General features: G+C 68.5%; 14 protein-coding genes. 5 read left to right on the forward strand and 9 right to left on the reverse strand.

What is annotated here, in order from left to right:
• Positions 1-16 precede the first annotated feature (16 nt).
• The 5 genes from sigM (at position 17) to H4F70_RS20085 (ending at position 4,746) form a co-directional block, all read left to right on the forward strand.
• Positions 17-583, forward strand: coding sequence for an RNA polymerase sigma factor SigM (sigM, locus tag H4F70_RS20065; RefSeq protein WP_182358520.1), 567 nt, complete (start codon positions 17-19; stop codon positions 581-583).
• A gap of 143 nt (positions 584-726) precedes the next feature.
• Positions 727-1,716, forward strand: coding sequence for a hypothetical protein (locus H4F70_RS20070; RefSeq protein WP_182358521.1), 990 nt, complete (start codon positions 727-729; stop codon positions 1,714-1,716).
• A gap of 221 nt (positions 1,717-1,937) precedes the next feature.
• On the forward strand, positions 1,938-2,933 hold the full coding sequence (gene trxB / locus H4F70_RS20075; protein ID WP_182358522.1) for a thioredoxin-disulfide reductase: 996 nt from the start codon (positions 1,938-1,940) through the stop codon (positions 2,931-2,933).
• A 29-nt stretch (positions 2,934-2,962) separates the two neighbouring features.
• Positions 2,963-3,286, forward strand: a complete 324-nt coding sequence (trxA, locus tag H4F70_RS20080) for a thioredoxin (protein ID WP_182348347.1) — start codon at positions 2,963-2,965, stop codon at positions 3,284-3,286.
• A gap of 266 nt (positions 3,287-3,552) precedes the next feature.
• On the forward strand, positions 3,553-4,746 hold the full coding sequence (locus H4F70_RS20085; protein WP_182348346.1) for an N-acetylmuramoyl-L-alanine amidase: 1,194 nt from the start codon (positions 3,553-3,555) through the stop codon (positions 4,744-4,746).
• 76 nt (positions 4,747-4,822) lie between these two features.
• On the opposite strand, the gene H4F70_RS20090 is transcribed toward H4F70_RS20085, so the two are convergent.
• From H4F70_RS20090 to rpmH, 9 genes are all read right to left on the reverse strand, one after another.
• Positions 4,823-5,572: an acetyltransferase gene (locus H4F70_RS20090; RefSeq protein WP_182358523.1), complete on the reverse strand. Its 750-nt coding sequence runs from the start codon at positions 5,570-5,572 to the stop codon at positions 4,823-4,825.
• A gap of 142 nt (positions 5,573-5,714) precedes the next feature.
• Positions 5,715-6,932 carry a ParB/RepB/Spo0J family partition protein gene (locus H4F70_RS20095; protein WP_235681248.1) on the reverse strand — a complete coding sequence of 406 codons (1,218 nt, stop codon included), beginning with the start codon at positions 6,930-6,932 and terminating at the stop codon, positions 5,715-5,717.
• Between the two features lies 1 nt (position 6,933).
• Positions 6,934-7,803, reverse strand: a complete 870-nt coding sequence (locus H4F70_RS20105) for a ParA family protein (protein ID WP_182348343.1) — start codon at positions 7,801-7,803, stop codon at positions 6,934-6,936.
• A 234-nt stretch (positions 7,804-8,037) separates the two neighbouring features.
• Positions 8,038-8,712 (reverse strand): 16S rRNA (guanine(527)-N(7))-methyltransferase RsmG, encoded by a 675-nt coding sequence (rsmG, locus tag H4F70_RS20110; RefSeq protein WP_372497620.1) that lies wholly within the window; start codon positions 8,710-8,712, stop codon positions 8,038-8,040.
• 309 nt (positions 8,713-9,021) lie between these two features.
• Entirely contained in the window at positions 9,022-9,657 is a 636-nt protein-coding gene (locus H4F70_RS20115) for a Jag family protein (protein ID WP_182358524.1), read from the reverse strand.
• A gap of 67 nt (positions 9,658-9,724) precedes the next feature.
• Complete coding sequence (yidC, locus tag H4F70_RS20120; protein ID WP_182358525.1) at positions 9,725-11,002, reverse strand: membrane protein insertase YidC; 1,278 nt, start codon at positions 11,000-11,002, stop codon at positions 9,725-9,727.
• A gap of 74 nt (positions 11,003-11,076) precedes the next feature.
• Positions 11,077-11,442 (reverse strand): membrane protein insertion efficiency factor YidD, encoded by a 366-nt coding sequence (yidD, locus tag H4F70_RS20125; protein WP_182348340.1) that lies wholly within the window; start codon positions 11,440-11,442, stop codon positions 11,077-11,079.
• A complete protein-coding gene (gene rnpA, locus H4F70_RS20130) occupies positions 11,439-11,807 on the reverse strand; it encodes a ribonuclease P protein component (protein ID WP_182358526.1) in 369 nt (122 codons plus the stop codon). The genes yidD and rnpA overlap by 4 nt, the downstream gene beginning before the upstream one ends.
• 27 nt (positions 11,808-11,834) lie before the next feature.
• Entirely contained in the window at positions 11,835-11,978 is a 144-nt protein-coding gene (gene rpmH, locus H4F70_RS20135) for a 50S ribosomal protein L34 (RefSeq protein ID WP_143910285.1), read from the reverse strand.
• Positions 11,979-12,680: the final 702 nt, after the last annotated feature.

Raw genomic sequence — 12,680 nt, forward strand, 5'->3', positions numbered from 1 at the left:
CGCTAAAGTTCCGTGCGTGCGGACCAATGGGGGGGATCGCTCGCGGAGCGATGTGGAGCTACTCGCCGACCATGTGCGGGGTGACCGGTACGCGTTCGCGGATCTGATCGCCCGGCACCAGGACTATCTGTGGGCGGTTGCACGGCGCAATTGTCGCGATGCGGAGGACGCCGCGGACGCGGTCCAGGAGGCGCTGCTCTCCGCCCACCGGCGTGCCGGGGCGTTCCGCGGCGAGTGCGCCGTGCGCAGCTGGCTGCACAGGATCGTGGTGAACAGCTGCCTCGACCGGCTCCGCCGCAACGCCGCGCGGCCATCGGTGCCGTTCCCCGAGGGCGGCTGGGAACCGGCGGACCACCACGATGGTTTCGCCCGGGTCGACGCTGCGATGACGTTGCGCGTGGCCCTGGCCGAGTTGCCCGACGAACAGCGAATGGCCGTCTATCTGGTCGACGTGGAAGGCCGGTCGGTGGCGGACGCGGCGCAGATGCTGGGAGTCGCGCGGGGCACCGTGAAGAGCCGTTGCGCGCGTGCCCGACTCAAACTCGCCCGCACCCTCGCGGGCCTGCGCGAGCACGCCGGCTGATCGGACCGGGTGAAGCGGCCGGCCCACCCGGACCGCGCGGCCGGAACCCGCGGGCACCGGTATGCGTCCTAGAAGACAGCGGCGAAAACCCACGGGCCGCACGGATCGCACGGCAGAAGCGATGGAGAGGAGTGAGCCCCGGGATGTCGACGGAGCATGCTGCGGACGCCGCACACTCGCCGCCCTTCCCGCCGGCGGTTGTCGCCGCGCTGCACGCGGACCTGTGCGAACACGACGAAGCGCCGGGCACGCGGCCTCCCGGCCCGGGGGCGGCCCCGTCCACCGCCGGCCCTGACACTCCGGACCACCTGCGCGCGCCGCGCGAGGCGGTCCTCGCCGATCCGGACGCCGCCCGCCTCCTCGGCGACCTCGACGAGGTCCGCGCGCGACTCGCTACCGTCATGCCCCGGACCGCAGGCCCGTCGGCCGCCGCCGAGCGCCCCGACGCCGTCGCAGCAGGCGCCGCGCCGGACGGAACAGTGCGGGACGGAGCGATGCCGGAGCTCGTCGCGGCCCGGCTACGCCGCGCCCTGGTCGCGGAGTCCGCGCCGGGGAACGCCCCGCCGGCGCCCGCCGGCGCCTGCTCAGCGGGCGATCCCGCGGCCGCACGTACCTCGGCTCCCCGTGGACGCCGGATGCTCGCCGCCGCGGCCGCTGTCGCCGCCATCGGGGCCGCCGTGGGCGGTTCCACGTTCTGGCTCACCGCCGGCTCGGACGTCTCCACCGGTGCCGTCGCAGCGCACAGCGCACCCGCCGCCGGGGCCGCCGTCCCCCGCGACATCGCCGCGGACGGACTGACCAACGACAGCAGCGTCAATGCCCCCGCGGACCACGCGGGGGAGCGCCCTGGCGGCGCCTCCGTCGACGGCGGCGCGCTGCTGCAGATGCAGGGCAGGACGGACCTGGGGCCGTTTGCCGACCCCGCAGTCCTCCGCCGGTGCCTGGCCGCCAACGGGCTTCCGACCGGTGCGCGGATCCTGGGGTCCGGCCCGGTGCACGTGGACGGCCACAAGGGCACCCTGCTGCTCGTGCCCGGCCCTCGTCCTCCGATGCTGACCGGACTCGTCGTCACCGCGCAGTGCGGCGTGAACGGCGACGGGCTGCTCTTCCGGACCGACCTCGGCGCGCCCTGATCCTCCGCCGCACCCGGCTCGGGAACAACACGGATTAGTCTGGTGTTGACCGGAAAGACACGCCGGACGGCGTCCCGGGCCTCCGTTGGCACAGTGCGGCCCGTGGAGCGGACCCGCGACGCGCCCGGGCTCGACGACGACACGCGATCGACTCGGCCGCCACCCCGGTCCGGGCCGCTGCGACCGCCGGCATACTCGTACCGCCCGAACGGAAGGCACGCATGAGCACCTCCACAGTCCACGAACTCATCATCGTCGGCTCAGGCCCCGCCGGGTACACGGCCGGGATCTACGCCGGCCGCGCAGAGCTCGCGCCCGTCCTGTTCGAGGGCTCCCAGTTCGGCGGCGCGCTGATGACCACCACAGACGTGGAGAACTACCCCGGTTTCGCCCAGGGCATCATGGGCCCCGAACTGATGGACCAGATGCGTGAACAGGCCATCCGGTTCGGTGCCGACGTGCGCACCGAGGATGTCGACGCCATCGACCTGTCCGGCCCGGTGAAGACGGTCACCGTCGGCGACGAGGTCCACCGGGCGCGTGCCGTGATCCTCACGATGGGCGCAGCCGCGCGTTACCTGGGCGTTCCCGGGGAACAGGAGCTGCTCGGCCGCGGCGTCAGCTCCTGCGCCACCTGCGACGGCTTCTTCTTCAAGGAGCAGGATATCGCCGTGATCGGCGGCGGAGACTCGGCGATGGAGGAGGCGACCTTCCTGACCAAGTTCGCCCGGTCGGTCACCATCGTGCACCGGCGCGAGGAGTTCCGTGCATCCAAGATCATGCTTGAACGCGCCCGGGCCAACGAGAAGATCCGGTTCCTCACCAACAAAGCGGTCGAGTCGGTCGTCGGCGACAATGCGGTGTCCACGCTGAACCTGCGTGACACGGTGACCGGCGAGGAGTCGACCCTCGCGGTCACCGGCATGTTCGTCGCCATCGGCCACGACCCGCGCAGCGAGCTGGTCCGCGGCCAGGTGGACACCGACGAGGACGGCTACGTGCGCGTCGCTTCGCCGATGACGTCCACGTCCGCTCCCGGGGTCTTCGCGGCCGGCGACCTTGTCGACCACACATTCCGGCAGGCGGTCACGGCCGCCGGCACCGGCTGCTCCGCCGCTATCGAGGCGGAGCGTTGGCTGGCCTCGCACCCCGCCGGCGACGACGCCGTGAAGTCCGCCAGTACGCACGCGGCGGGCCCCGTCGCCGCCACCGTCTGATCCATCCGACCGAAATCCGGAGGTTCCCCATGTCCTCGACGATCACCGTCACCGAAGGTTCTTTCGAGAACGACGTGCTGCAGAGCGACAAGCCTGTGCTCGTGGACTTCTGGGCCACATGGTGCGGTCCGTGCAAGATGATCGCTCCTGTCATCGAGGAGCTCGCCGCGGCGCATTCCGACAAGGTCACCTTCGCCAAGGTGGACGTGGACAAGGCGCCGGGGATCCAGCGCGACCTGCAGATCATGTCCATCCCGACGCTGATGCTCTTTGAGGGCGGCCGGCAATCGGGCCAGCTCGTGGGCGCTCAGTCCAAGTCCAAGATCCTCGAACTGTTGTCCGGAAAGATCTGATCCGGTACACGTTGCGGGCCCCGGTGACATACTCGCCGGGGCCCGCAATCTCTCGGCGCACCGGCTGCCCCGGCGCCACTGCGCGACACCCCCACCTCGCCCGTCACACGGACGATGCCCCGCGCGGCCATTCGCACGTCGTTCTGGAAGAATGAGCGCGGAACTCGGCGATGGTCCGTGCAGCGGCCGTCGGGGCCGGCGATGCGGCCGGTGTCCGGGCCGACCAATCCAGTGAACGACGATCCCACGCGAAAGGTACGAACGGCATGCACCCACTCCGCCTCGGCTCGCGCGGTGCCGCGGTGGCGGAGGTTCGTACCATCCTCACCGGTATCGGCATGCTCCGGGGCGAAGCCGCGGTGGATGCGTCCGTGCCGGTCGGCAGCGAGCAGTGGAATCGCGGCGAGCCTTTTTTCGATGAACACCTCGACCTGGTCATCCGCACCTTCCAGCAGCAACGGGGTCTGCTCGTCGACGGAGTCGTCGGGCCTGCCACGTACCAAGCGCTGCGCGACGCTTCCTACCGCCTGGGCACCCGCACGCTGGCCTACCAGGTGGCGGCGCCGATGACCGGCGACGACGTCGCCACCCTCCAGCTGCGGCTGCAGGATCTCGGCTTCTACCGCGACCTGGTCGACGGCTACTTCGGCCGCGCCACACACGAGGCGTTGGTGTCGTACCAGAGCGAGTACGGCCTTTCCGCCGACGGTATCTGCGGGCCCGCCACCCTGCGGTCGCTGCAGTTTCTCGGCACCCGTGTCACCGGCGGGTCTCCGCACGCCTTGACGGAACGCGAGCTGGTGCGCCGCTCGGGTCCCCGCCTGGCGGGCAAGCGCATCGTGCTCGACCCGGGCCTCGGCGGCACCGAACCCGGGTTGACCGTGCCGAACCCGCACGCGGACAACGAATCGCTCACCCAGGCGGACATCGCATGGGACATCACGACCCGCCTCGAGGGTCGCATGGCCGCCACCGGTATGGAGACCATCCTGACCCGGGGTCGCAGGAACAGCCCCACCGTGGCCGAACGCGCGCACATCGCTAACGCCTTCGGCGCCGACCTCATGATCTCCATCCAGGCGAGCTCATCGAGCTCGCCGCACCCCAACGGTGTCGCCACCTTCCACTTCGGCAACACGCACGGGTCCACCTCGATGATCGGTTCGATCCTCAGCGGATTCATCCAGCGCGAGATCGTGGCACGCACGGCCTTGCGCGACTGCCGCAGCCACGCCCGCACCTGGGATATCCTGCGTCTCACGCGTATGCCCGTCGCCCAGGTCGACGTGGGCTATCTGTCGAACGCCACCGACCTCACGCTGCTGTCGAACCCGCAGACCCGGGACATCGTCGCCGAGGCGGTCCTCGTCGCCGTCAAGCGCCTCTACCTGCTGGACAAGGACGACCAGCCGACGGGCAGCTACACCTTCTCCCGCCTGCTCGCCGAGGAACAGTCCTGAACCCAGGGCGTGCAGACCGCCTGGACTAGTCGAGTCCGCGCGTCCACCGAATCAGACGGCCACCGAATCCGCGGGGCTATCGCATCCTGGATTCCGCCGACGCCCGGGCGGTGACCAAGGGCGAACCTCCCGCGCGCGGCGTCGACACCGCCTGATCGGTGACGAGCAGGCTCTCGAGCGCCGCTTCCACCTCGGCCTTCCATCCCAGATCGCGGCCCAGTTCCAGGCGGAACCGCGGGAACAGACTGTGGGGCGCTACCTCTTCGAATCCCCACGCGGCCAAGGATACCGCCGGAATCATGCACCGCGAGCACGTGCAATCGGGCCCGGCCGACTCCGGTATGCCCCGCACCAGGTCGAACGGATCGAAGGCCTGGTCGCCGGGGCCCAACGTTGCGGGCGCCCGATAGCCGAACGCCTCGACCGCGCGCACACCGCGCCGTATCAAGTCGCCCACAACGGCGTCGAGAAGAACGGCGTCCCGGCCGGGGTCCATCTCTCCCGCAGGTCCCGCCCGGCTGGTCAGCTGCGTCAACAGGATCGCGTCCGTGCTCGCCGGCCCCGTCGGAAAGCGATGGGCGTACGGGAGGAGCGCCGGAGGGGCGTACAGCGCGTAGCCGACAGCGGCGTCCTCCTCCCATGCGATCCGTCCGCACGGGCCCCAGTCCAGCATCACCATCGAAAGCCACGCCTCCTTCTCGAAGGCTGCATCGAGGTGCGGGCCGTCGCCGGAATCAGGGTCGACCTCCCAGAAGACGCACGATCGTCCGTGTCCCGGAAGATCGCCTATCGTCGCCAGGGTCAGGGGAGTGGTGTCCACCTCCACTGCGCCAATCGCCTCCCACCGCGTTCGCCCTGCCGAGGGGCACCATCTCCACACCACGCCGCCCGAGTTTCATCACAGTGACGAAACCCCGACGCATCATTGGACGATCACATGCCGATCCGCGATCGCCCGCAAGAGCGCTTCAGTCGTTCTCGTGCTCCATGAGCTTGATGATGCGCTCGAGATCGTCGACGGTGCCGAACTCGACGACAATTTTGCCCTTCTTCTTGCCCAGGCTCACGGTCACCCGCGTGTCGAAACTGTCCGAGAGCCGCTCCGCCACCTCCTGCAGCGCCGGCATCTGAATCGGCTTACGGCGGACCGGAGCCGGGGTCGGGGAGTCGCCCTCCCTGTTCGCGAGCGTCACCGCCTCCTCGGTGGCGCGCACCGACATCCCCTCGGCGATGACACGCGCGGCGAGCGCTTCCTGCGCCTCCGCGCCCGCCTCCAGCGACAGCAACGCGCGCGCGTGTCCGGCGGACAGCACTCCGGCGGCGACGCGCCGCTGCACCGGTACCGGCAGCCGCAGCAGACGTATCGTGTTCGAGATGACCGGCCGAGAGCGCCCGATGCGCGACGCCAGTTCATCGTGCGTCACGCCGAACTCCTCCAGCAGCTGCTGGTAAGCCGATGCCTCTTCGAGTGGATTCAGCTGGACGCGGTGAATGTTCTCCAGCAGCGCGTCACGTAGGAGTGTGTCGTCCGCGTTGTTGCGCACGATCGCCGGAATCGTGGCGGTTTCCGCACGCTGACTCGCGCGCCAGCGGCGCTCGCCCATGATCAGCTGGAAACGGTCACGGGAAACCTCGCGAACGACCACCGGTTGCAGCAGTCCGAACTCGCGGATCGAGTGCACCAGCTCCGCCAGTGCCTCCTCATCGAAGACCTGACGCGGCTGCTTGGGGTTCGGCTCGATCTGTTCGAGCGGAATCTCTCGATACTCCGCACCGATGTCCGCGGGTCCACCCGCGCCGGTATCGGAGTCCGTGCGGGCCGCGTTCGCGTCACTACGCCCCGCAGACGCGGGCGCCTGCTCTCCAATGTTCCGACTCGCCACTGCATCGCGTCGTGCAGCGCCGCCCTCATCGGAGTCGTCCTGCGCGGACTCGTTCTTTGTGGAGGCGGTCTTCGTGCCGGTCGGCGCCGCACCCGACGCGTCACCGTCAACACGTACTTCCTCGGGGGAGTCGACCGACGAGTCCTCGTCCTTCTCGGGCCCCGCCGGCGCACCGATGATCTTCGAATCGGGGCCGAACACCACGTCCGCCGCGGCGGCGCCGAGTCGCGGACCCTCTGTCGGTCCGGTGGGGATCAACGCGGCCAGCCCTCGCCCCAGGCCGCCCTTACGTGTCTGACTCATCTCATCGCTCCCGCACCTTGACCGTGGCTGCCCCACGCTCCGCTATTTCCTTCCCGGCATCCAGGTAGCTCATCGCACCCCTCGAGGCCGGGTCGTACTCCAACACCGTCAAACCATAGCCCGGCGCCTCGGACACCTTCACGCTTCGGGGGATGATCGTCCTGAGCACCACCGCACCAAAGTGATTGCGCACCTCGTCCGCCACCTGCCCGGCCAGCTTCGTCCTGCCGTCGTACATCGTCAGCAGGATTGTCGAGACATGGAGCGAGGGATTGAGGTGCGCCTGCACGAGCTCGATGTTGCGAAGAAGCTGTCCAACGCCTTCGAGGGCGTAGTACTCGCATTGGATCGGCAGCAGCACCTCGCGCGCCGCCACCAATGCGTTCACCGTGAGCAGGCCGAGCGATGGCGGGCAGTCGATGAGTACGTAGTCGATGTTGTGCTGATCGAGTGCCGTGTGGTCGATCGCATTCTTCAACCTGCCCTCGCGCGCAACCATCGAGACGAGCTCGATCTCGGCACCGGCGAGATCGATGGTGGCCGGCACGCAATAGAGATTCTCGTTGTGCGGGCTCTGATGGATCGCCTCGGCCATATCGACCTCGCCGATGAGCAGCTCGTACGACGAAGCCACTCCAGATCGGTGGTCGATGCCGAGCGCAGTACTTGCATTGCCTTGGGGGTCGAGGTCGATGACGAGAACCGACAACCCGTGTGCGGCGAGCGCCGCTGCAAGGTTGACCGCGGTGGTGGTCTTGCCGACGCCGCCCTTCTGGTTCGCGATCGTGATCACACGCCGCGCCTCCGGCCGAGGGAGCGCCTCAAGCGCCGGCTGCGCGTTCTGCACTTCTTCAGCAGTGTCGTTAGTCATGCCACCGTCCGTTGGAGTCGTCAGCCTGTAGTTCGTTCGCGCAAGGGGAGTGTTTCACGTGAAACGCGGCGAACGCACGGTCCAAACCACGGTCCGTCGTTTCACGTGAAACGGCGACTTCGCGGGAACCAGTGCAGCCGCGCTGCGTAGGCGCTCGGTGGTCCACGACGGAGTCACGAGGATGGGACGACGCAAGAATCACCTGCATGGACCTCGTTGTTCGCGCGGGGCGCATCACTGCGCACGAGCAACCCTGCGAGTCGCACGTACTGCGGACACCACAGTAGTCGGCGTACTCAGAAGTCCCTCACCACAGGTGGCCAATCGCAACTCCGTGGCACCGGCCTTCTCCAGGTCCCGGCGTGCTCGATCGATCTCCTCCCCGGCGCTGGACCCTTTGATCGCGAGCATATGCCCGCCCTTGCGCACCAGAGGCAACGACCAGGGAACCAGCCGCTCCAGTGGTGCCACCGCACGCGAAGTCACATAGTCCGCACCGCCCGCCTCCTTCACCACACCCGACTGCTCCGCCCTTCCGCGTACAACGATCGCCCCGAGCCCGAGCAACTCGTTGACCTCGCCGAGGTATCGGGTCCGGCGCAACAGCGGTTCGACGAGCTTGATGGTCAGATCGGGGCGGGCGATCGCCAGTGGAATGCCAGGCAGGCCGGCGCCACTGCCGATATCCACGACGGTCGCGCCGTCGTCGATCAGTTCACCGAGGACTGCGCAGTTGAGGATGTGCCGCTCCCAAAGCCGGGGCACCTCACGCGGGCCGATCAGCCCTCGCTCCACGCCATCGGACGCCAAGGATGCGTAATACCCGAGCGCGAGAGGCAACCGATCCCCGAATACCTGCTCGGCGGCTTCCCGCATGGACTCTGGAACTTCTTGTTCCACGTGAAACAACCTCGCTCACGACAGACGGTGCACTATGGGTCAGAAACACAAGGGTGTAGTTCGAGGGGTGAGCATTCGGTGCTTCACCGCAACGCCCCGCGATGCGTACCCACGCACGCACTCTCCGGGCACTCGATCCGCAGTACCGGCTCTCATTGTCCCTGGTGGACGACTGGCCGCACAAGTCCGCGATACGGCCGCTGTGGAAAACCCGCCCCGACCCGATGTTCGGCCGCCATGTCGGATACGGGGGTGAAAAGCAGCCGGTCCCCGCAGTGCGCGACTACGGGGACCGCTTCCGCTACCGACCGCTCTGCTTCACTCGGGCAGAACGACGACGCGCCGAGAGGAGTCTGTGCCCACACTCTCGCTGTAGACGCCGTCGACCGACGCCACTGCGTCATGGACGATCTTGCGTTCGAAGGGCGTCATCGGCTTGAGCTCTTCGCGTTCGCCGCTGTCTTTTACCCGTTCGGCCACCGTCGTTCCCAAGCGTGTCAGTTCGGTGCGCTTGCCCGCACGCCAGCCGGCCACGTCCAGCATCAGCCGGCTGCGGACGCCGGTCTGCTGCTGGACCGCGAGGCGGGTCAGCTCCTGCAAGGCGTCGAGCACGTCGCCTGACTGGCCGACCAGCCGTCCGAGGTCACGGCCCCCGTCGACACTCACGACCGCACGACGGCCCTCGACGTCCATGTCGATGTCCCCGTCGTAGTCGAGGACGTCGAGCAGCTGCTCGAGGTAGTCGCCGGCGATCTCGCCCTCCTCGACAAGCAGCTCTTCACCACTGAGCCCGGACCCGTCCTGCTCGTCGGTCGACTGCTCCGCCGCGGTGTCGGCCTCCGCGGGCGTGTCGGACTGTTGGTCTTCGGCCTGCGCCCCTTCGGGCTGCAGCAGGTCGTCGTGAGCCACGTGATCTCTCCTTGTCTCGTGCCCCGTACGGGGAGGCTTCGTCATCGCTATGCGGGGACCGGCTGCGGCGGGCTCTCTGGCGCCGCGTGCGCGGCCCGGGGGAGCACCGTCGTCAGCGGTGCTTCTTCTTGCCGCCGCCCGACTTCTTCTGCGGCCCCTTACCGCCGGAGCCCTGTCCCTGGGGACGACGCTTCTGGCCTTGCCCCGACCGATTCTGGTTCTGCCCGCCGCCGCTCTTCTGGCCCTGCTGTCCCTTCCGCGCATTCGGCTTCTGTCCGGGGGCCGGCTTCTTCTTCGGCTGCTGCGCGGCGGAATCGCCACCCGCGCCGCTTCCCGTCTGCGACGGGGCGCCGTCGTCTTCGGCGGCCTCGCCGCCCTCCGCCGCGGCTTCTTCGTCCGAAACGACGTCGCCGTCGATCACCGCGGCCGCACCCTTGGCCCGCCCCTTCTTGCCCTGGGTCGGCCGTGCTCCCGGCTTGGGCGCACGATCGGCACGCACCTGCTCCAGCCGCTCCTTCTTCGCGGCCTCTTCCTTCTCGATCTTCTTGAACACGTAGTGCTGCTGAACCACGGTCCACGCGTTGTTGCTCACCCAGTAGATGAGGATGGCCACCGGCAGGAACGAACCGGAGACGAGCACACCCAGCGGGAACACGTACACCGCCAGCTTGTTCATGATCTTCGCCTGCGGCTGCGTCGCGGCATCCGGGCTCTGGCGGGCGACCGACGCCTTGGCGTTCAGATGCGTGGCGACGGCGGCCACGATCATCAGCGGTACGGCAACCGCGGCGATGAGCGCACGCGACGGCGTATCGATGAATCCGAAGAACCCCTTGAAGGTCTCCGCCGACTGCGTGATGTAGCTGGACAGCGGCACGCCGAAGATGTTCGCGTGCATGAAGTTGTTCACGTCTTCCGGAGTGAACGCATAGTTCGCGATGCCCGCGTTCACCTGCGCGCACGTCGCCGGGTCGGGGATGTCCTCGCAGACGTTGACGACGCGACCGATACCGCCGGTGCGGTTGAACGAGCGCAGCACGTGGAACAGGCCGATGAACACCGGCGCCTGGGCGAGCATCGGCAGACAGCCCAGCAGCGGGTTGAACCCGTGCTCCTTCTGCAGCTTCTGCATCTCGACGGCCATGCGCTGCCGGTCGTTCTTGTACTTCTTCTGCAGGGCCTTGATCTGCGGTTGCAGCTCCTGCATCTGACGCGTGGTGCGGATCTGTTTGACCGCGGGCCAGTACAGGATCACGCGCAACGTGAACACGAGGAACACGACGGACAGCACCCATGTGATCGCGCTCTGCGAGCCCAACCCCAGGAGCTCGAAGAACTTGTACCACATCCGCATGATCCACGAGACAGGCCAGTAGATGAAGTCAAGCACGGCGCTAGGCACTCCTATTCTCAGCGCAGACTGCGGTGCAGCCCGTCCGATGCAACGTCGAACGATCGGTGCGGTCAATCATGGCGGACCGGGCCCGCCGCCATCGTCTTGGTCTCCGGTCCGGAGGCGGCCACGGGATCCTCCGCGTGGCCCGCATCTCCGGTCGCCGAGCTTCGATGCCCGTGACGCGGTGGAACAGGGTCCCATCCTCCCGGATACCACGGTCCGCACTTGAGCAGGCGCCAGCAGGCGAGCGCGGTGCCGCGCAACAAGCCCCATTCTCGCAGGGCGGTGACGGCGTACTCACTGCAGGTCGGGATGAACCGGCACGTGGGTGCCCGGGTGGGCGAGACATACGTGCGGTAGAGCTCCACGGCGAACACTGCGGCGCGAGCGGGCTGTGCGGCCATGCGCCGCAGCGCACCCCGCCCGCCGGTCATCGCGGCGCCGCCGGGCCACCGAGCAGGCCCAGCTTCCGCAGGCAGCCGCCCACCTGACGGTCGAGCTGCGCCGACGTCGCGCCGGCCGCACCCGGCAATGCCCGCAGCACTACGGACACGTCGGGATCGAGTCGATCGACGTACCCTGCGGCGACATGACGAAGCCGCCGGGAGACCCGGTGGCGTACCACCGAATTCCCGACGGCTGTGCTGACGATCAGGCCGAAACGCGGGCCGTGGACAGTGACCGGCTGATGCTCGGTCACCGCATGGACGACGATGTCGCGGCGGCCGCACCGACGACCACCGCGCATCACCGTGGTGAAGTCTCCACGGCGGCGCAGACGGTACCGGTCCTGCAGCACTGTCGCGTTCCGCGCTCTGGCTGCCGGTCAGGCAGACAGTGCCGCGCGGCCCTTACGACGACGGTTCGCGACGATCGAGCGGCCGGCGCGGGTGCGCATGCGCAGCCGGAACCCATGAACGCGCGCGCGGCGCCGATTGTTCGGCTGGAATGTCCGCTTGCCCTTGCTCACGGTGATTCTCCTTAAAGTTCTCCGGCACCTCGTGGCGCCGCGGCTGGTGTCCGATGCGTCCCGTGACCCCATGCGACGGCTCCAACGGCGTCCCACCCGCGGGTGGGACCGCACGGCGGAGCCCGGATCGCATGATGCAGAAGGCCACGTACGTGTGTTCTGCGCGTCCCCGGCGGCCCGCAGGCACAGGGATCAGCGCAGGACCACGCCCTGTCGGGACCCGCCTGCAGGCTTCCGTGCAGCGCCGATCCGCCGGCGTCTATCCGTGTTGATCCACCCATGCCGAGGAAGCCCCGGATGAAACGGCAGACCGCCCGAGACTACTCAGCGCAAGGACCGAGGTCAAACCGGTCGATCTGCCCCTACGGTGCGGGTGAACTGCACGGGCGCGACCGAGTGCGACACGCCACAGTGCCCGGGTGCTTGCGGATGTCACCTGTCTGTGCGTTTCCGTTGCGCAACCGTGTCCCCCTTGTTAGCGTTCCAAGGTGACGAAGCGGTAACAACGGATCGGGTGGGCATCCGATCCAAACAGCAACGAAGCAGTCCCTGAGCAGGACCGGAGACGCCGGGCCCGCGTGCCGGGTCCACGGCCGACGATCAGACGAACCGCGACGACGACGTGGTGGCCTGCTCTGACGGCCGTCGGCGCGGTCACAGCGCCGACAGCGAGGGAGTCGAGCGTCTGGCGAACCCGACAAC

Source organism: Tomitella gaofuii (genome assembly GCF_014126825.1).
Taxonomy (GTDB): Bacteria; Actinomycetota; Actinomycetes; order Mycobacteriales; family Mycobacteriaceae; genus Tomitella; species Tomitella gaofuii.